Source organism: Streptomyces cinnabarinus, from assembly GCF_027270315.1.
GTDB classification, from domain to species: domain Bacteria; phylum Actinomycetota; class Actinomycetes; order Streptomycetales; family Streptomycetaceae; genus Streptomyces; species Streptomyces cinnabarinus.
In genome coordinates, this window is the sequence record NZ_CP114413.1 from 347634 (window position 1) to 366751 (window position 19118).

General features: G+C 72.7%; 17 protein-coding genes. 10 read left to right on the forward strand and 7 right to left on the reverse strand.

The window, feature by feature from the left end; translation table 11 throughout:
* Positions 1 to 136 precede the first annotated feature (136 nt).
* The 4 genes from STRCI_RS01625 to STRCI_RS01640 are packed head-to-tail and all read left to right on the forward strand — an operon-like array spanning position 137 to position 4769.
* On the forward strand, positions 137 to 1546 hold the full coding sequence (locus tag STRCI_RS01625; protein WP_269656973.1) for an extracellular solute-binding protein: 1410 nt from the start codon (positions 137 to 139) through the stop codon (positions 1544 to 1546).
* The gene (locus STRCI_RS01630) at positions 1543 to 2493 is read left to right on the forward strand and encodes a carbohydrate ABC transporter permease (protein ID WP_269656974.1); all 951 of its coding nucleotides are present in this window, start codon (positions 1543 to 1545) and stop codon (positions 2491 to 2493) included. The genes STRCI_RS01625 and STRCI_RS01630 overlap by 4 nt, the downstream gene beginning before the upstream one ends.
* A gap of 15 nt (positions 2494 to 2508) precedes the next feature.
* Positions 2509 to 3363, forward strand: coding sequence for a carbohydrate ABC transporter permease (locus tag STRCI_RS01635; protein WP_269656975.1), 855 nt, complete (start codon positions 2509 to 2511; stop codon positions 3361 to 3363).
* Positions 3360 to 4769 (forward strand): glycoside hydrolase family 32 protein, encoded by a 1410-nt coding sequence (locus STRCI_RS01640; RefSeq protein WP_269656976.1) that lies wholly within the window; start codon positions 3360 to 3362, stop codon positions 4767 to 4769. Before STRCI_RS01635 ends, STRCI_RS01640 begins: the two co-directional genes overlap by 4 nt.
* Here the strand turns inward: STRCI_RS01640 and STRCI_RS01645 are convergent.
* Both STRCI_RS01645 and STRCI_RS01650 read right to left on the reverse strand, forming a co-directional pair.
* A complete protein-coding gene (locus tag STRCI_RS01645) occupies positions 4732 to 5796 on the reverse strand; it encodes a LacI family DNA-binding transcriptional regulator (RefSeq protein WP_269656977.1) in 1065 nt (354 codons plus the stop codon). The two genes, STRCI_RS01640 and STRCI_RS01645, sit on opposite strands and share 38 nt — an antisense overlap.
* A 115-nt stretch (positions 5797 to 5911) precedes the next feature.
* Positions 5912 to 6697, reverse strand: a complete 786-nt coding sequence (locus STRCI_RS01650; RefSeq protein ID WP_269656978.1) for a sulfite exporter TauE/SafE family protein — start codon at positions 6695 to 6697, stop codon at positions 5912 to 5914.
* A 187-nt stretch (positions 6698 to 6884) separates the two neighbouring features.
* On the opposite strand from STRCI_RS01650, the gene STRCI_RS01655 reads away from it, so the two are divergent.
* Entirely contained in the window at positions 6885 to 7325 is a 441-nt protein-coding gene (locus tag STRCI_RS01655) for a cupin domain-containing protein (RefSeq protein ID WP_269656979.1), read from the forward strand.
* Positions 7326 to 7342: 17 nt separating this feature from the next.
* On the opposite strand, the gene STRCI_RS01660 is transcribed toward STRCI_RS01655, so the two are convergent.
* From STRCI_RS01660 to STRCI_RS01680, 5 genes are all read right to left on the reverse strand, one after another.
* On the reverse strand, positions 7343 to 9685 hold the full coding sequence (locus STRCI_RS01660) for an ATP-binding SpoIIE family protein phosphatase (RefSeq protein WP_269656980.1): 2343 nt from the start codon (positions 9683 to 9685) through the stop codon (positions 7343 to 7345).
* A gap of 89 nt (positions 9686 to 9774) precedes the next feature.
* The gene (locus tag STRCI_RS01665; protein ID WP_269656981.1) at positions 9775 to 10242 is read right to left on the reverse strand and encodes a peroxiredoxin; all 468 of its coding nucleotides are present in this window, start codon (positions 10240 to 10242) and stop codon (positions 9775 to 9777) included.
* Positions 10243 to 10311: 69 nt separating this feature from the next.
* On the reverse strand, positions 10312 to 10821 hold the full coding sequence (locus tag STRCI_RS01670) for a MarR family winged helix-turn-helix transcriptional regulator (protein WP_269656982.1): 510 nt from the start codon (positions 10819 to 10821) through the stop codon (positions 10312 to 10314).
* A 50-nt stretch (positions 10822 to 10871) separates the two neighbouring features.
* On the reverse strand, positions 10872 to 11918 hold the full coding sequence (locus STRCI_RS01675; RefSeq protein ID WP_269656983.1) for a FecCD family ABC transporter permease: 1047 nt from the start codon (positions 11916 to 11918) through the stop codon (positions 10872 to 10874).
* Positions 11915 to 12922: a FecCD family ABC transporter permease gene (locus STRCI_RS01680; RefSeq protein ID WP_269656984.1), complete on the reverse strand. Its 1008-nt coding sequence runs from the start codon at positions 12920 to 12922 to the stop codon at positions 11915 to 11917. The genes STRCI_RS01675 and STRCI_RS01680 overlap by 4 nt, the downstream gene beginning before the upstream one ends.
* A gap of 123 nt (positions 12923 to 13045) precedes the next feature.
* On the opposite strand from STRCI_RS01680, the gene fes reads away from it, so the two are divergent.
* The 5 genes from fes to STRCI_RS01705 all read left to right on the forward strand — a co-directional run bounded on the left by fes (position 13046) and on the right by STRCI_RS01705 (position 19104).
* A complete protein-coding gene (gene fes / locus STRCI_RS01685) occupies positions 13046 to 14359 on the forward strand; it encodes an enterochelin esterase (protein WP_269656985.1) in 1314 nt (437 codons plus the stop codon).
* 51 nt (positions 14360 to 14410) lie between these two features.
* Positions 14411 to 15379, forward strand: a complete 969-nt coding sequence (locus STRCI_RS01690) for an ABC transporter substrate-binding protein (protein ID WP_269656986.1) — start codon at positions 14411 to 14413, stop codon at positions 15377 to 15379.
* Positions 15376 to 16158 (forward strand): 2,3-dihydro-2,3-dihydroxybenzoate dehydrogenase, encoded by a 783-nt coding sequence (locus tag STRCI_RS01695; protein ID WP_269656987.1) that lies wholly within the window; start codon positions 15376 to 15378, stop codon positions 16156 to 16158. The genes STRCI_RS01690 and STRCI_RS01695 overlap by 4 nt, the downstream gene beginning before the upstream one ends.
* Before the next feature lie 127 nt (positions 16159 to 16285).
* Positions 16286 to 17479 carry an isochorismate synthase gene (locus STRCI_RS01700; RefSeq protein WP_269656988.1) on the forward strand — a complete coding sequence of 398 codons (1194 nt, stop codon included), beginning with the start codon at positions 16286 to 16288 and terminating at the stop codon, positions 17477 to 17479.
* Complete coding sequence (locus STRCI_RS01705; RefSeq protein WP_269656989.1) at positions 17476 to 19104, forward strand: (2,3-dihydroxybenzoyl)adenylate synthase; 1629 nt, start codon at positions 17476 to 17478, stop codon at positions 19102 to 19104. The genes STRCI_RS01700 and STRCI_RS01705 overlap by 4 nt, the downstream gene beginning before the upstream one ends.
* Positions 19105 to 19118: the final 14 nt, after the last annotated feature.

Below are 19118 nucleotides of genomic sequence, written 5' to 3' on the forward strand. Positions count from 1 at the left end.
CGGCGGCTCATGTGCTCCAGGACTCTGGGACCTAACACGTTAAAGGTCAAGGGGCGCACGACTCTTGACAGGCATGGAACCCGGTCCACATCATCTGGGGCATCACTGCTCGACTAACACGAGTTAGGCCCGCCCGATGACCGACTCGCACCTCAACCGCCGCACCCTGCTGCGGTACGGCGCCTACGGCGCGGGAGCCGCCGCCCTGGCCGGCACCGCCGCCTCCTGGGACCGGCTCACCGGAGCCGACATCCCCGGCCGCGACGACGGCTCCCTCGTCGTCGCCACCCTCGGCCCCGCCTACGGCCCCGAGGCCATACGCACGCTCACCGACGGCTTCAAGGAGCTCCACCCCGACATCAAGCTGCGGATCAACGCGGTGCAGGCCGTCGACTGGTCGGACTTCTTCGCCAAGATCCTCACCCAGATCGCCGCCGGCACCGCCCCGGACCTCGTCTACGTCGCCACCGAGGGCGTCCAGTTGTTCGCGCAGCGCCTCGGAGTGGCCCTGGACAAGTGGGTGAAGCGGGACGCGGCAGAGCTGCGCGAGTACTTCGCCGACGTCCATCCCTCACTGGTGGAGTCGATGATGTACGAGGGGAGCCTGTACCAGCTGCCGGTCGAGTTCAACGCGGCCGACATGTACCTCAACCACCAGGTCCTCCAGCGCGCGGGCGCGACCTTCCCCGCCCCCGACTGGACCCGCGACGACTTCACCGCGCTGCTGCGGGACATGAAGAAGTCCAGCGGCTCGCAATTCACCCCGTACTTCTGGACCAACCGCCTGTGGGGCGGAGTGGTGCCCTGGCTCTTCGCCAACGGCACCAACCTCCTCACCGAGTCCAAGGCGCCGGGCGGCGACTGGCTGTGGGACGGCTTCTACCCGGCCGCCGAACGCTCCGGCCGCGGGGGCGGGTTCCGCTGGACGACCCCGCAGGCGACCGACGAACGGGTGGAGGAGGCGTACGACTATCTCGCCTCCCTCATCCAGGAGGACCTGTGCACCCGCCCCGAGGGCGGCAACGGCCAGAACCTCGTCGGAGTGTTCTCCACCGGCCGGGTCGGCGTCACGCCCGCGGGCGGCTTCTGGGCGGGCGGTCTGCATCTGACCGGAATGGGGGCGAGCGACTATGACGTGCAGTATTTCCCCCGCTGGCGCACCCAGCGCATGCAGTTCGGCGCCGCCGGCTACGCACTCCTGCGCACCTCCGAACGCCAGGAGGAGGCCTGGGAGTTCATCAAGTACGCCGCGCGCCGGGACACCCTGATGCGGCTGTTCGAGACCAACCAGACCACCCCCGCGCGCCGTTCGATGCTCGACGCGGCCCGCTACCGGGAGACCGGCCCACGGCACTGGCAGGTCTTCTACGACACCCTCGACAAGTTCCCCGACACCGGGCCGATCCCGGCGCCGCCGCAGGTCGCCGAGGTGGAGCAGGTGCTGCTCAAGCACACCGGCACGGCCCTGGCCTCCCGGCGCGCGGTGGGTCCCGCGCTGCGCCGGATGCAGAGCGACCTGGAGAAGGCCATGGAGCGTGACGTATGACGAACACCCAGATCCAGGCCGTACGGCCGCGTCCGGCGGCCCCCGCCCCGTCCGCCCCGCGGCCCTCCGCCCGGGACCGCGGCACACGGCTGCTGGCCGCGCTGTTCCTGGCGCCGACCGTCGTCGGCATCGTGGTCTTCACCGTCGTACCGATCGCCGGATCGATCGTGCTGAGCCTGTTCCACTGGAACGTCATCGACGACCCGAGCTTCGCAGGCGCGGCCAACTACCGTGACGTGTTCGGCGATTCGACGGTGCTCGTCTCGTTCCGCAACACGCTGGTGTTCATGGTGCTCGCGGTCGCGCTGCAACTGCTGATCGCGCTGGTGCTGGCGCTGGCGGTGAACGGGCGGATGCCGATGTGGCTGCGCTCGGTGTTCCGGTCGGCGTTCTTCTTCCCGCTGGTGCTGTCCGCGGCCTCGATCTCGGTGGTGATGAAGTACCTGTTCAACCAGGACTTCGGGGTGGTCAACTGGCTGATCGGGCTGGTCGGGATCGCGCCGGTGCCCTGGCTGACGTCGGAGAACGCGGCGATGACGGCGGTCGTCCTGGTCTATGTCTGGCAGCAGTTCGGCTTCTCCTTCCTGCTGTTCGTCGGCGGGCTGAACAACATCCCCAAGGAGATCCACGAGGCGGCCTCGCTGGACGGCGCGACGGGTCTGCGCAAGCACCTCACGGTCACCCTGCCGCTACTGTCGCCGACGCTGCTGGTCGCCTCGGTTGTCGGCATCATCAACGCCCTCCAGGTCTTCGAGCAGCCCTACGTCCTGACCAACGGCGGACCCGGCGACTCCACCCGCACCGTCGTGATGGTCATCTACGAGAGCGCCTTCGAGCAGCTCCGCTTCGGCGAGGCGTCCGCGGTGGGCGTGCTGCTGTTCGTCCTGATCATGGCGGTGACCGCCCTCCAGTTCCGGCTCAGCCGGCGTTTCGTCCACTACCAGTGAGCCGGTGAATCCCCCATGAGCCAAGCGACGTTGAACCTCAGCCGTGCCCGGCACTCGCTCGCGCCCTGGGCGCGGATCACCGGTCTCGCCGGGTGCGCCCTGCTGACCCTCGGGCCGGTCATCTGGACGGTGTCGACCTCCCTGCGCACCCCGGCCGAGTCCTTCGACCTGCCCCCGAGGATCATCCCGACGGATCCGACCGTGGACTCCTATCGCGGGGTCTTCGAGCAGCTCGACGTCTGGCTGCTCGCGCTGAACTCGACGCTGGTGACCGCGCTGATCGCGGTCGGCCAGATGATCACCGCCGGGCTCGCCGGGTACGCCTTCGCGCGCCTGGAGTTCCGTTTCAAGAAGCCGCTGTTCGGGCTGGTGCTGGCGACGATGATGGTGCCGCTCCAGGTCACCATCGTGCCGGTGTTCCTGGTGCTGAAGTCGATGGGCCTGACCGACACCCTGCTCGGTCTGATCATCCCGGCCTTCCCGACCGCGTTCGGCACCTTCCTGATGCGCCAGTACTTCCTCGGTATGCCCAAGGACCTCGGCGAGGCGGCGATGCTGGACGGCTGCGGGCCCTGGCGGACCTTCCGCTCGGTCTACGCCCCGCTCGCCGCACCGGGGCTCGCGATCGTCGGCGTGCTGGCCTTCAACTACCACTGGAACGAGTTCTTCCGCCCGCTGATCCTGGAGACCTCCGCCCAGAACTACACCCTGCCGCTGGGCCTGGTCTCGCTCCAGGGCAATCTCGGCACCGGCTCGATCTCGGTCGTGCTCGCCGGTGTCGTGCTCTCCATGATCCCCGCCGTCGCCGTGTTCGTCGTCGGCCAGCGCCCTCTGCGCGAGGGCATCACGTCCGCAGGAGTCAACCGTTGAGCCACGCCCCCGCCTCCCTGGACCCCAACGCCCCCCGCTTCCGGGTCCGTCCGCCCGCCAACTGGGTCAACGACCCCAACGGCCCGTTCCGTTGGCGGGGCCGGCATCACCTGTTCTACCAGCACAACCCGGACGCGCCCGTGCACAACAACGTCCACTGGGGTCATGTCTCCAGCGCCGACCTGGTGACCTGGGAGCACCATCCGGTCGCGCTCACGCCGACACCCGGCGGGCCGGACGAGGCGGGGTGCTGGTCCGGGTGCGTGGTCGACGACGGTGGAGTGCCGACCGCGGTGTACACGGGCGTCGACCACGGGCACACCGGTCTCGGCACGGTCTGCCTGGCCCGGGCAGCCGACCCCGACGACCCCACGCTCGCCGAGTGGCGGCCGCTGCCCACGCCGGTTGTCCCCGGGCCGCCCGCCGGCCTGGACGTGGTGATGTTCCGCGACCCGTTCGTCCTCCGCAGCGGCGGCCGACGCCGGGCCCTGCTCGGCGTGGGCCACGCCGACGGAACGCCCTCGGTGCTGCTGTACGACTGCGACGACCTCACCGACTGGCGGTTCGCGGGCGTGCTGCTGGACGGCAACGACCCGGTGGCGACTGAGGCGTTCGGCGACCGTGCGGTGGGCTGGGAGTGCCCGCAGATGTACGCGACCGCCGGTGGTGACCACGTCCTGGTCGTCTCGCTGTGGGACGGCGACCCATGGGCGACGGGTTATCTGACGGGCCGTCTGACGCCGTGCGAGTCCGACGAGTTGCGATTCGAGGCGCGCGGGGGCGGGCGGCTGGACCAGGGACGGGACTTCTACGCTCCCGCGGTGCTCCAGGAGGACGGCCGCGCCCTGATGTGGGGCTGGAGCTGGGAGGCGCGGGAGCAGGGCGAGGTGGACCGCGCCGGGTGGGCGGGGGTCCTCAGCGCGCCACGGGTCGTCGACGTCCACGAGGACGGGGCACTGCGGGTCGTACCGGCGCCGGAGCTGGAACTGCTGCGCGCGGACGAGCCGTTCATGACGGCACCGGGTAGGCGGTCCCTGCTGCCGCACGCGTACGACCTGACGGTCACCGCGGTCGCCCCGACGACGGTGACTCTGCTGAGGTCCGCAGCGGGAGCGGAGCTGACGGTAGGGCTGGATCCGGCCGACGGTGTCGTGACGCTGGACCGCTCCGGGTGGCCACGTACGGGCCGGGAAGGTTCGGAGCCGATCGAGGTGCGGGTGCCCGGCGGACCGGAGCTGGGGATACGGGTCCTGGTGGACGGCTCCCTGCTGGAGCTGTTCGTCGGGGACCGGGCGACGGTCACCGAGCGGGTCTACCGGCGCCCGGACGACGTACCGGAGCTCACGGTGACGGGTGCGGGCTCCGTCGTCACAGGGTGGGAGCTGGTCCCACCGACGACCGGGTGACCACGTCGCAGGCGAGCCGCCGGGTGGTGGCCGGCGGGGTGCGGCCCGTGTCGATGGCGTCCAGCAGGAGCCGGGCTGCGGCCTCGCCCATCGCCCGGTGCGGGAGGGCCACCGTCGTGAGGGGCGGGGTGAGGAACGCGGCCATGTGTTCCTGGTCGTCGTAGCCGACCACCGACAGCTCCCCGGGGACGGTGATGCCGAGCCGGGTCGCGGCGTGCACGACGCCTGCCGCGACCCGGTCGTTGTAGCTGAAGATGCCGGTCGGACGGCGGTCGGCGGGCACGTCGGCGAGGATCCGCAGCGCGCCCTCGTACCCGCCGGAGATCTCGCCGCCGGTCCGTACCACCCACTCGTCGGGGACGGTGATCCCCTCCGCCCGCAGCGCGTGGCGGAAACCGCGCAGCCGCTCGACGGACGCGATGTCGTCGAGTCCGCCGATGTGGGCGACACGGCGGTGCCCCTGTTCCAGCAGCAGCCGGGCCGCCGTGCGCCCGCCCGCGCGCTCGGCCGGGATGACGGCGGGCAGGGAGTCGTCCTCGGGCAGGCAGTTGGCGAGGACGGAGTGCGTGCGGTGCAGTCCCTCCGGGACGCGGACCCGGCGCAGGGACATGGCCGCGTAGATGATGCCGTCGACGCGCCGGTCGAGGAGTTCGGCGACCGCGGCGTCCTCCTTGGCCGGGTCGCCGCCGGAGTCCACGGTCAGCACGAGGTGGTCGCTGTCCCAGGCGGTCTCCATCGCGCCGCGCAGCAGCCGTCCCGCGAAGGGCGAGGAGGCGATCTCATCGGTGACCAGGCCGATCACGGCCGTACGACGGCGCCGCAGACCGCGGGCCACAGGGTCGGGCCGGTAGCCGAGCTGGGCGGCGGCCTGCCGGATGCGCTCCTGGGTGGCGTGCGAGAGGTTGCCCTCGGCGCGGCCGTTGAAGACGAAGGACACGGCGGTGTGCGACACCCCGGCGAGCCGTGCGACATCCCGTGACGTGGGCCGCGCGGATCCCGCCGGCTGCCTCTCCTCACCTGCACCCATTGCGCCCGCCGCCCTTGTCCCCACCCGTTGGTTGATCACCCTCACCCTATCCGTGCCCCGCCTCGAACACCGTGCCGACGTCGGTCCGAGGAGAGCCCCCGGGGACAGGAGGGGCTCAGGTCAGGCTCTGCACCGCGTAGAGCGCTCCGACGGTCGCGGCCAGGCCGCCGAGGAGGAGACGCAGGACGGTCTCGGGCAGCTGGGGCTGGAGGCGGGCGCCGAGATAGCCCCCGGCCAGGCCGCCCAGCCCGCAGGCGAGCCCGAGCCACCAGTCGGGTGCGGCGTCGCCGGGACCGACCAGGGACAGCAGCGCGTACGTGCCCGCGCCGACGACCGAGGTGGCGAACGTCGCGGCGAGCGCGGCAGGCGCCACCCGCGCCATCGGCAGACCCCTTGCGGCAAGGACCGGTCCGAGCAGGGATCCGCCGCCGATGCCGTAGATGCCGCCGACGATCCCCACCGTCACGGCCAGCAGGGTGAGCCCCGCCGGGGACGGCTCCGCCGCCGTGATCGTCCGGCGATGGGCCGGGACGAGGGTGCGGACGCAGAGCCACCCGCCGAGCGGCAGCAGCAGACCTGCGACCAGCAGCCGGAAGACCCCCGGCCCGGGGAGGGCGAAGACGCGGATCGCGGCACCGATGACGACACCGGGGAGGGTGCCGACGATCAGGCGCCGGGCCAGGCCGCCGCGCAGGGCGCCGTCGCGGCGGTACCGCCACAGGGCGCCCGGCCCGGCCACCACGTTGAACAGCAGATTCGTCGGCGTGACCGCCGGGCTCGGCACGCCGAAGACGCTGAGATGGACCGGGAGCAGGAACACCGCCCCGGACACACCGACGGGCGCGGTCACCGACGCGATCAGCAGACCGGCGGCAAGACCGGTCCACACCGTCCAGTCCATCCCGCTCCCCGCTCCTCGGCCGCCGCCGCTCAGTATCGGCGCGCCGGACACCCGCTCGACGGATCCGCAACGAGGTGTTCACGAGCCGCGGGTGGGCGGATCTTGCGGTTCCGGCCCCAACTGGCCCTCCGTGCGCCTATGTTCGCCGCGAAGTCGACGCTGTCCGCTCTCGGCCGGGAGGCCACGTATGCGCTTCGCGCTCCGTTCCGCCGTCACCTCCGCGGTGGCCGCCGCCACCCTTCTCGTCGGCGGTGCCGGTACCGCCCAGGCCACTCCCCCGGGACCCGGGGTCACCGGACGGGTCATCAGCCAGACCACGATCGGCGCGACCGACTACATACTGCGGGAGATCACCGTCCCGCCCGGTCAGGCCACCGGGTGGCACTTCCACGACGGTCCGCTGTACGGGGTCGTGAAGAAGGGCACGCTGAGCCACTTCGACTCCACCTGCGCCTCCGACGGCGTCTATCCCAAGGGGAGTTTCATCGAGGAGCCCGCCGGGCCGGGCAATGTGCACATAGGCCGCAACCTCGGGGACACGGCCATCGTCCTCGAGGTGCTGTACGTGCTGCCGCACGGGGCGCCGTTCTCGCAGGACGCGCCGAACCCGGGCTGCGGCTTCCAGTGACCGGGCCCTTCCGCTGATCAGGCCGGCGGCAGCAGTTGCTCGGCCCAGATCGTCTTGCCGCGGCCGGTCTGTCTGCTGCCCCAGCGCTGGGTGAGCTGGGCGACCAGGAGGAGTCCGCGACCGCCCTCGTCGTAGGCGTGGGCCCGGCGCAGATGGGGTGAGGTGGAACTGCCGTCGGAGACCTCGCAGATGAGGCTGTGGTTGCGGATCAGCCTGAGCTGGATGGGGGGTTCGCCGTAGCGGATGGCGTTGGTGACCAGTTCGCTGACGACGAGTTCGGTGACGAAGGCGGTCTCCTCAAGGCCCCAGACGGCCAGTTGCTCGGTGGCGGACTGCCGGGCGATGCCCACCGCGGCCGGGTCCGGCGGCACGTCCCAGGTGGCGACGCGGTCCGCGCCCAGCGCCCGGGTGCGGGCCAGCAGCAGGGCCACGTCGTCGCTGGGCTCCTCCGGCATGACCGCCTTCAGCACGGTGTCGCACAGGGTGTCCAGCGAGTCGGCGGGTGTGGCCAGCGCACGGCACAACTCCGCGCCCGCGTGGTCGAGGTCACGGTCGCGCTCCTCGATCAGGCCGTCCGTGTACAGGGCGACGACCGCGCCCTCGGGCAGCCGCAACTCCACGGACTCGAAGGGCAGTCCGCCGACGCCGAGCGGGGGTCCGGCGGACAGCTCGACCAGGCTCGCGGTGCCGTCGGGCAGCAGGACGGCCGGGGGCGGATGCCCGGCGGCGGCCATCGTCAGACGGCGCGAGACGGGGTCGTAGACGGAGTAGAGGCAGGTGGCGCCGAGTTCGGCGACCTCGTCGTCATGGCCGTCCGAGGCGAGGTGGGTGACCAGGTCGTCGAGGTGGGTGAGCAGTTCGTCGGGCGGCAGGTCCACGTCGGCGAGGGTGCGTACGGCCGTGCAGAGCCGTCCCATGGTCGCCGAGGAGGGGATGCCGTGGCCGACCACGTCGCCGACGACCAGGCCGACCCGGCTGCCGGAGAGCGGGATCACGTCGAACCAGTCGCCGCCGATCCCGGCCGGTGAACCGGACGGCAGATAGCGGTGGGCGACCTCCACCGCCACCTGCCCGGGCAGCCCGCGCGGCAGCAGGCTGTGCTGGAGGGCGAGCGCGGTGCTGCGCTCCCGGGCGAACCGGCGGGCGTTGTCGATGCAGACCGCGGCGCGGCTGGCCAGCTCCTCGCCCAGCACGATGTCATCGCCGCTGTAGTCCTCCGGGTGCGCGATCCGCACGCCCACCACCACGCCGAGAGTGGTGCCACGGGCCCGCAGCGGCACGGCGATCATCGAGTGGGCGCCTTGGCGGTACGGCCGTCCGGCGGGGGCGCGGGCGTTGCGCTCGGCGACCCAGCGGACGAAGTCGGGCTCGCCGGCCTGGCTGAGCACGGCCCGCCCGGTGTGCAGGGCGCGCGCCGGTGGCGAGAACACGCGGTAGACATCGGTCTCGGCGAGGTGGACGGCGGCCTCGGGGGTGCCCTCGTGGACGGAGCCGTGGGCGACCCGCCTGAGCACGATGTCGCCCTCCGCCACGGTGGGCAGTTCATCGGCGCCGAGGACCCACTCCAGCAGGTCGACGCTGACGAAGTCGGCGTACCGCGGCACCATCAGGGCGACGAGTTCCTCGGCGGTGCGGACCACGTCCAGGGTGGTGCCGATGGAGGCGGCGGCCTCGTTGAGGAGGGCGAGTCGGCGCCGGGACCAGTACTGGTCGCTGCTGTCGAAGGCCGCCAGCGCGACGCCGTCCACCTCGCCGTCGTCGTCCCGGACCGGCCACATCTCGATGTTCCAGGCGTGGTCCCGGTTGAGGGCGGGCGCGCCGGTGAAGCTCTCGAAATGGACGGGACGGCCGGTCTCGGCGACCTGGCGCAGGTTTCCGTGGAAGCCGTGGCTGTGCTCGGCGTCCTCGACGGTCTCCAGGAAGGGCCGGCCGAGCAGGACCTCCTCGGGGACGCCCATCACCCGGCAGGCGGCCGCGTTCAGCCGTACGTAGCGCTGCCGGGTGTCGAAGACGGACATCGCCATCGAGGCCTGCTCGAAGGCGCGGGCGCCGTGGGTGGCCTCCGGGCCCTCGCGGTGCCGTCCGGTGGTGATCACATGGCCCGCGTCAGAGCCGTCGGGGCCGAGCAGCGGGCATGCCGACACGGTGACGGCGACGGTGCCCTCGTCACGGTGGCGCAGAAGGACCCGCCCGGCGCGGGCCACGAGCGCCGCGGACGACACGTCCTCGGCGAGCAGATCGGCCGCCGGGCGTCCTACGACCTCCTCGGCCGGGTATCCGGTGAGGGTCCGGGCACCTTCGCTCCACGCCGTCACCGTGCCGTGGGCGTCGATGGTCGCCGCTGCGGCGACTTGTTCCATAGTGTCCAGAATGGTCCCACTGGCGCGGGGCATCAACCGCGCACCGGGCGGGGCGACCGCGCCCGCCGCGCCGGAGGGAACCGCGCGTCTCAGCCCTCGCGGCCGCGCAGCGCCGCCAGCGCGCGGTCGGCGTGGGTGTTCATGCGCAGTTCGCTGCGCACGACCTCCAGCACCTTGCGGTCCTGCCCTATGACGAAGGTGGTCCGCTTGGTCGGGGCCAGCGAGAGGCCACGCTTCACACCGAACCGCTCACGGACCGTGCCGTCGGGGTCGGACAGCAGCGGCATGCCGAGCGTGTGCCGACCGGCGAACTCCTGCTGGCGCTCGACGGGATCGCCGCTGACGCCGACGGGCCGGGCGCCGACGGCGGCGAACTCGGCGGCCAGGTCCCGGAAGTGGCAGGCCTGCGCGGTGCAGCCGGGGGTCATGGCGGCGGGGTAGAAGAAGAGGACCACCGGCCCCTCGGCCAGCAGTTCGGACAGCCTGCGGTCGGTACCGGTCTCGTCGGGGAGGGTGAAGTCCTCGACCGTGTCCCCGATCTCCACGCGTGCGCTCAACTTCTGTCCCTCCATCGTCCGGACCGTCTGCGGCGCGATGCTACCGGAGGGTAGAACCATGGCTTCCGGTCAGGCCGGGGCGCTGTACTGCTCCGGTTCCTCGTCGGCGGCGTACCGGAGGAAGTCGTCGACCATGCGGTGGAACAGGGTGGCGAGCTGCCGCAGTTCCTCGGGCTTCCAGTCGGCCAGGGCGAGCTGCATACCGCGGGTTCCGGCGTCCCGGACGCGGGCGACGGCGGCGCGGCCGGTCTCGGTGAGCTCGATGCGCTGGGCCCGGCGGTCGGCGGGGTCGGGGACCCGGGAGACATAGCCGGACTTCTCCAACTGCTGCACGGTGCGGGTGACGTGCGATGCCTCCACCCCGAGCCGGTTGGCCAGCTCCCCGGGGCGCAGCGGCTCGGTGTCCGCGACCTGCCGCAGCAGCGCCACGGCGGCCCGGTCCAGCGGGACTCCGGCCACGGCCATCAGGCGCTCGTGCCGACGGGCACGGGTGCTCAGGTAGGTGATTCTCGTGAGGGCGCGCTCGATCTCGGTCACTTCCGCGGAGGCGGGGACGTCCGGGAGCGGTGGGGTGGGCATACCGGCCAGTTTACCCTCTCGTTGCCTAACTCAATTAATTGGCGACGGGTTCAGATCCGCCCCCGCCGTCGTTCCGCACGCAGCAGCCAGGCCAGGTAGGCGCCGCCCGCGATGCCCGTCGTCACCCCTACCGGCAGGAGCGCCGATCCCGTAACGCGCTGGGTGACCAGGTCGGCCGCGCACACCAGGAGGGCGCCCGTCCAGGCGGCGGGCAGGACATTGGGGCCGGAGGCGCGGGTGAGCCGGCGCGCGAGCTGCGGCGCGGCCATCGCCACGAACGGGACCGGGCCCGCCGCGGCCACGGCCATCGCCGTCAGACCGGTGCCCGCGCACAGCAGCACCAGGCGGCTGCGCTCGGGCGGCACACCGAGAGCCGCGGCGGTGTCGTCGCCCATCTCCAGCAGGGTCAGCCGGCGGGTGCGGGCGAGCACCAGCGGGACGAGCGCCACCAGGCCCAGCGCGGCGACGCGGACGTCACCCCAGTCGCGGGCGTTGAGCGAGCCGATCATCCAGCTCGCCGCCTGCGCCGCCTTGCCGATGTCGGCGCGGACGTACAGGAAGCTGGTCGCCGAGCCGAGCACCGCGGAGGCGCCGATGCCGACGAGCACGAGCCGGTAGCCGTGCACGCCGCGCTTCCAGGCGAGCAGATAGACGGCGGCCGCGGTGGCGAGACCGCCGCAGACCGCGCCGGCGGCCGTCTGGGTCGTACCGGCGTCGAACAGGATGATCGCGACCAGCGCGCCCGCCGAGGCGCCGTTGCCGAAGCCGATCACATCCGGACTGCCGAGCGGATTGCGGGTCAGCGACTGGAACACGGCGCCCGCCATGCCGAGCCCGAACCCCGCGAGCACCGCCACGAGAACGCGTGGGAGGCGCAGGTCGAGGACGATGAACTCGGCGCCGGGCGGGCCGCTTCCGGCGAAGGTGCGCAGCACTTGCGCGGGCGAGAGCTGGTAGCTGCCGGTGCCGAGGGACAGTACGGTCACGGCCGCCGCCAGGACGGCCAGGGCGGCGCAGACCAGGAGGGCGCGACGGTCGTAGCGCAGCGACCAGTGGCGGGTGCGCAGCACTCCGGGGCGTGACTCGACGAGGCTCACAGGTGGGCCGCCTTCCGCTGGCGTACGAGGTGGATGAAGACGAGGCCGCCGAGGAAGGCGGTGACCACGCCCACCTCGATCTCGGAGGGGGCGACGACGAGGCGCCCGAGCACGTCGGAGACGAGCAGCAGGACAGGGGCGTACACGGCGCAGTACGGGAGCAGTCGGCGCGGGTCGGGGCCGCAGAAGGCGCGGACGGCGTGCGGGATCATCAGGCCGAGGAAGCCGATGGGGCCGCACAGCGCGGTCGCTCCTCCGCACAGCAGGGTGATGGCGAGGACGGACAGCAGCCGGGTCAGCCGGACCCGGGTGCCGAGGGCGCGGGCCTGGTCCTCGCCGAGCGCGAGGGCGGCGAGCGGGCGGGCCAGGGCAAGGGCGAGCGCGGCCCCGGCCGTCAGCAGCGGCAGAACGGTGAGCAGCAGCGCGGCGTCGCGTTTGGCGAGGGTGCCGACGGACCAGACACGCATGGTGTCGAGGGTGTTCAGGTCCCACAGTTGCAGGCCGTTGACGTAGCCGAACAGGGCGGCGTTGAGGGCGGTTCCGGCGAGGGCGAGGCGGACCGGGGTGGCCTGTCGGCCGCCGCCCAGGGCGCCCACGGCCAGGGCCGCCAGCGCTGCTCCGGCTAGGGCGAACCACAGGTAGCCGCCGAACGAGGTGACACCGAGGACGCCGATCGCGGTGACGACGGCGGCCGAGGCGCCCGCGTTCACCCCGAGCAGGCCCGGGTCGGCGAGCGGGTTGCGGGTCAGCGTCTGCATGACACCGCCGCCCAGGCCGAGGGCGGCTCCGACGGCGACGCCGATGAGGGTGCGGGGCAGTCGAAGGTCCCGCACGATCGCGTCGTTCTCGGTGCCCGAGGGCGAGACCAGCGCCGTCCAGACCTGATCGAGGGGGATCCGCTGGGTGCCCACCGCCAGGGACAGGGCGACGGCGACGGCGAGCAGGACCAGGCCTAGTGGCAGCCCCCCGGACCGGAGCCGGGTGGGGGCGTGTTCCAATTGCATGTGGTTAGCTTAGGCTAACCTAAGTATAGGTGCTGACGATTTCGTCGACACTTTGCCAGGCACGCCCAACTGCCCTTCGGCGTGCCCTCCGTTGCCCCGCCGTCCGCGGCGAGAGGAGGAGAGATGACCGTTGCCCCCGTCCGGGTCCCCCACGCCGACGCACGGCCGGTCCGGATCACCGGACCACGTGTGGCACGGCTGCTGGACCGGCTGGACACAGCCGATGAGACCCGGCGCACGACGCTCACCGCCGAGTTCTGGGAGGAGGTGGAGCGCCTCGGCACCCCGCTCGTCGAGGAGTTGGACGGCGACCCCGCACATCGGGCCGTCACCTTCCTGTGGCGCGGACACCGCGCCACCCGCCAGGTGCTGCTGTACGCCAACCGGCTCGTCGACCGCGACCTGCTCGCCGGTTCGCTGCTGGAGCGGGTGCCCGGCACCGACGTATGGCATCTGTGCCTGCGGCTGCGCGCCGATCATCGCGGCTCCTACCGGCTGGCCGCGGACATCTCACCCAAGGCGCCGCCCGGTCACGGCGACGCGCTCCAGGAGCGACTGCGGGCCCTGACCGTGCACGCCGCCGCCGATCCCCTCAACCGCCGTACGGTACCCACCCGTTGGCGATCCGCGGCCTCGTCCGTGTTCGCGCTGCCGCAGGCTCCGGCCGAGCCGTGGGCCGGACGGCGGGGCACGGTCCCGGCGGGCCGGGTGGAGCGGCACCGCATGGCCACGGCCACGCTCGGCGGCGCCCGTGACGTGTGGGTGTACCGGCCGCCGGGGCACGATCCGGGCGACAGTCCGCCGCTGCCGGTAGCGGTGCTGACCGACGGCGACATGTGGTTCGGGCGGCTCGCCCTCGGCGACACACTCGACGCGCTGATCGCCGACGGGGCGCTGCCGCCGCTCGTGGTGCTGGCGCCGGACGCGGTGGACCGGCACACGCGGGCGCGCGAACTGGGCGCCCGCGACGACTTCGTGACCTTCCTCGCCGATGAACTGCTGCCCTGGGCGGCGGCCCGCTGGCCGCTCACCGCCGACCCGCGCAGAACCGCTGTCGCGGGGCAGAGCCTCGGCGCGATGACCGCGCTGCACGCCGGATTCGTACGGTCCGACCGGTTCGGCCTGGTCCTCGCCCAGTCCGCCTCCCTGTGGTGGCGCCCCGGGTTCAACCCGCGCGGCGGGCCGAAACCGCATGTCTTCGGCACACCCTGGCTGGTGAGCCGCTTCGCCGCAGCCCCGCGACGGCCCCTGACGGTCCATCTGGACGTCGGGCTGCACGAAGGCGCCATGGTCGAGCACACCCGCGCCTTGTACGAAGCGCTGCGCGAGGCCGGTTACCCGGTCACCCGCGAGGAGTTCAACGGCGGCCACGACTACGCCTGTTGGCACGGGGCCCTGGCCGACGGCCTGGTGCGACTGCTCGGCGCGTCCACCTGAGTCCCCCGCATTTTTGTCCACACGTCTGCGTCCACAAGGAGTTGCATCTTCATGTCATCGAGCCGGACCTCCCGCAGGGCGGTCCTCACCGCCACCATCGCGACGGGAGCGCTGCTCCTGACCGGCTGCGGCGGCGACAGCGGCGACAGCGCCGCCGCCGAAGGGTCTGACACCCGGCAGGTCACCGACGCCACCGGCCGTAAGGTCCAGGTACCGGCCGCGCCGCAGAAGGTCGTCGCGCTGAGCGAGCCCACGCTGGACGCCTCGCTCGCCCTCGGTATCGAGCCGATCGGCACCACCGCCGGGCGCGGACAGTCGGGTGTGTCGAGCTACCTCGCCGACAAGGCGGGCAAGGCCGAGGTCGTCGCGACCGTCGCGGAGGCCGACATGGAGAAGCTGGCCGCGCTGCAGCCGGACCTGATCCTGCTCGACGAGACGACGGCGGTGAAGGGCGAGGTCGCCAAGCTCCAGGCCATCGCGCCGACCGTGGTGACCGCCAAGCTCAACGAGGACTGGACGAACGCCTTCACGGCCACCGCCGACGCCCTCAACAAGAAGGCACGGGCCACCGAACTCCTCGACGGGTTCGAGGCGGACGTGGCCTCGACGACGAAGAGGCTCGGCTCGAACGCGGGCGCTGTCGTCAGCGTGATCCGCTGGCAGAACGGGGCGCCCTCGGTCGTCGGCCGGGGCGTCGGGCACGTGGGCGCCACCCTCACCGCGCTCGGCCTGGACCGCCCGAAGGACCAGCAGGGCACCGGCACCGGGCACAGCGAGCCGGTGAGCCTGGAGAAGCTGTCCACCATCGACGGCGACTGGCTGTTCTTCGGGGCGCTCGGCGACAAGGCGGTGGGTGAGCAGGCGTACGAGGAGGCGCGGGAGGTGCCCAACTTCGGCCGGCTGAAGGCGGAACAGCAAGGGCAGGTCGTCGTGATCGACGGCTCCGCCTGGAACAGCGCCGGGGGCCCGCTCGCGGCGCGCGTCGTCCTGGACGACGTGACGAAGGCGCTCGTCTCATGAGCGCAGCGCTCGGCGGACGGCTCGCCCTCGTGACGGGGGCGGGCCGGGGCATCGGCGCCGCCGTGGTCACCGCCCTCGTCGCGGAGGGCGCCCGCGTGGTCGCCACCGACGTCGCCGCCGACGGCGTACAGGCCCTCGCCGACGAACACGGCACCCGGGTCGCCGCCCGGACCCTGGACGTCACCGACGCGACGGCCGTGGAAGACCTGGTCGACGAGGTGGAGCGCACCCTCGGACCGCTCGACATCGCTGTCAACGTCGCCGGGATCCTGCGCGCTTCGCACGTCGTCGACCTCAGCGACGAGGACTGGGCGGCGACCTTCGCGGTGAACGCCGGTGGCGTGTTCCACGTCTCGCGCGCCGTCGCCCGCCGGATGGCCGAGCGAGGTCACGGCAGCATCGTCACCGTCGCCTCCAACGCGGCCGGCATCCCCCGTACCGGCATGGCCGCCTACGCCGCTTCCAAGGCCGCCGCCGTCATGTTCACCAAATGCCTGGGCCTTGAGGTCGCCGCCAGCGGGGTCCGCTGCAACACCGTCTCCCCCGGCTCCACCCTCACCGACATGCAGCGCGCGCTGTGGACGTCCGCCGACCAGGACGCGGCCGCGCGCAAGGTGATCGAGGGGGACCTCGCCGGCTACCGCACGGGCATACCGCTCGGCCGGATCGCCGACCCGGCCGACATCGCGGACGCCGTGGTCTTCCTGGCCTCCGACCGCGCCCGCCACATCACCCTGCACGACCTGTACGTCGACGGCGGCGCGACCTTGCGGGCCTGACCGGCCCCTCACCCATCCACCGCGGCACCCTGCCGGCCCCCTATCACCGTCCCACCACGCCTTCCCGCGGGCCCGAACCACCCCTCACCCTCCTGCCGCGCCCTCCGCCGGACGACTGGAGTCACCCATGTCCCTCACCGTGCACGCCCCCGACGCCCCACCGGTCTCCCCCGGCGCGGCGACCTCCCTCCTCGACGCCTACCGGCCCGCCACCGACCGGTTCCTCGCCACGCCCCGCCGTACCCTGCTCGGGCGCGGCACCACCGCCGAAGTCCCGCACGCCGACGGCCCGTTGCCGCACCGCGTCCGGCAGGTGCTGGACGCGCTGCGCAAGCCGGGAGCGCCCGCGCCGGTCGTCGTCGGTTCGCTGCCGTTCACACCTGACGCGCCGCCCTCGCTCGCGGTGCCGGACGTGGTGCACTGGGCGCCCCCGTTGCGTCAGGACCCGCTCATCGCGCTGCCCGTGCCCCGGGACGGTGAGCGGCCGGAGTGGCGGGTGCGAGAGGTTCCGGCGGCGCGGCGGTACGGCGAGGCGGTCGCCGCCGCCGTCGCCCGGATGCGTACCGGGGAGTTCGACAAGGTCGTCCTCGCCCGCACCCTGGAGCTCACCTCCGAGCACGCCCCCGATCTTCCCGCCATGCTGCGCGCCCTCGCCCACCGCGACCCCGAGGGCTACACCTTCGCCGTGCCGAGCGGCCCCGGACGTACGCTCATCGGCGCCAGCCCCGAACTCCTCGTCGCCCGCGAGAGCGGCCGGCTCACCGCCAACCCGCTGGCCGGGTCGGCGCCGCGCAGCACCGACCTCGCCGAGGACGTGCGCCGGGCGGTGGCCCTGCTGGAGTCCCCGAAGGACCTGCACGAGCACGCCGTCGTCGTGACCGCCGTACGCGAGGCCCTGGCGCCGTTCTGCACGCGTCTTGAGGTGCCCGAGCGGCCGACGCTGGTGCGGACGGCGACGATGTGGCACCTGTCGACCACCGTCACCGGCGAGCTCGCCGACCCGGACACCACCGCACTGGATCTCGCTTCCGCGCTGCATCCGACACCGGCCGTGTGCGGCACGCCGACCGACGTGGCGCGCGCGGTGATAGCCGAGTCGGAGCCCTTCGACCGGGGCCCGTACACGGGCATGGTCGGCTGGCAGGACGCGGACGGGGACGGCGAGTGGGTGGTGACGATCCGCTGCGCCGAGGCCGACGGCCGCCGCCTGCGGCTCTTCGCGGGCGCCGGGGTGGTCGCCGAGTCCTCGCCGGCCGCCGAGACGGCGGAGACCGCCGCCAAGTTCCGTACGTTCCTGCACGCGGTGGGGGCGACGCTGTGACCGTCACTCCGGGCGTCGACGCGCCTACCTGGCCCGAGGAGTTCGCCGCGCGCTACCGGGCGGCGGGCTACTGGCGGGGCGAGACCTTCGGGCGCATGCTGCGCGAGCGCGCCACCGCCCACCCCGACCGCGTCGCACTGGTCGACCCCGCTCCCGAGCGCCGCACCTGGACGTACGGCGAACTCGACGCCCGCGCCGACCGGTTGGCGGCAGGTTTCGCGGCCCGCGGGATCGCCAAGGGCGACCGGGTCGTCGTCCAGCTCCCGAACGTCGGGGAGTTCGTGGAGGTCGTCTTCGCGCTGTTCCGGATCGGCGCGCTGCCCGTATACGCCCTGCCCGCGCACCGCGAGACGGAGATCGGCCACTTCTGCTCCTTCACCGAGGCCGTCGCCTACGTCGTCCCCGATGTGCACGCGGGCTTCGACCACCGCCGACTCGCCACGCGGGTCAAGGAATTGGCGCCGAGTCTGCGCGATGTCTTCGTGGTGGGCGAACCGGGCGAGCACACGCCGCTCTCGGACGTGCCGTGCGATCCCGCCGGGCCGTTCGACGAACCCGAGCCGCACGAGCTGGCCTTCCTCCAGCTGTCGGGCGGCACGACGGGCGTGTCCAAGCTGATCCCGCGCACCCACGATGACTACCTGTACTCCCTGTGGGCCTCCAACGAGATCTGCGGAGTCGACGCCGACACCCGCTTCCTCGTGGCCCTGCCCGCCGCGCACAACTTCCCGATGAGCTCTCCGGGTTGGCTCGGCGTGCTGTACGCCGGGGGCACGGCGGTGCTGGCTCCGAAGCCCGACCCGGCCACCGCCTTCCCGCTGATCGAGCGCGAGCGGATCACCATGACGGGCCTGGTGCCCCCGCTCGCCCTGGTGTGGACCGAGGCGGCCGCGCGGGCAAAACACGACCTGTCCAGCCTTGAGTTGACGCTCGTCGGCGGCGCCAAGTACAGCGAGGCGGCCGCACGGAGGCTGGAGCCCACGCTGCGCTGTCGGCTCATGCAGGTGTTCGGCATGGCCGAGGGGCTGGTCAACTACACCCGCCTGGACGACGACGTGGAGACCGTGGTCTCCACCCAGGGCCGCCCGATCTCCCCGGACGACGAGATCCGGATCGTCGACGACACCGGGCACGAGGTCCCCGACGGCGCGCCGGGACAGCTCCTGACCCGGGGCCCGTACACCATCCGCGGCTACTGGCGGGCACCCGAGCACAACCGGAACGCCTTCACCGAGGACGGCTTCTACCGCACCGGTGACCTGGTCCGCCGTACCCCGTCCGGGCATCTCGTCGTCGTGGGGCGGGCCAAGGACCAGATCAACCGGGGCGGCGAGAAGATCGCGCCGGAGGAGGTCGAGAACATCATCCTCGCCCATCCCGCCGTCCATGACGTGTCCGTGGTCGCGGTCCCGGACGCCTATCTCGGCGAGCGCTCCCTGGCCTACGTGATCCTGCGCGAGGGCGCCGAGCCGCTGAAGCCGGTCGCCGTCAAACGGTTCGTGCGCGAGCGCGGCGTCGCCGCCTACAAGGTCCCCGATCTCGTCGAGTTCGTCGCCGCCTTCCCACAGACCGGCGTCGGCAAGGTCAGCAAGAACCAGCTGCGATCCACCGCCGAGCAGCACTGAAAGGCCCCTGTTCC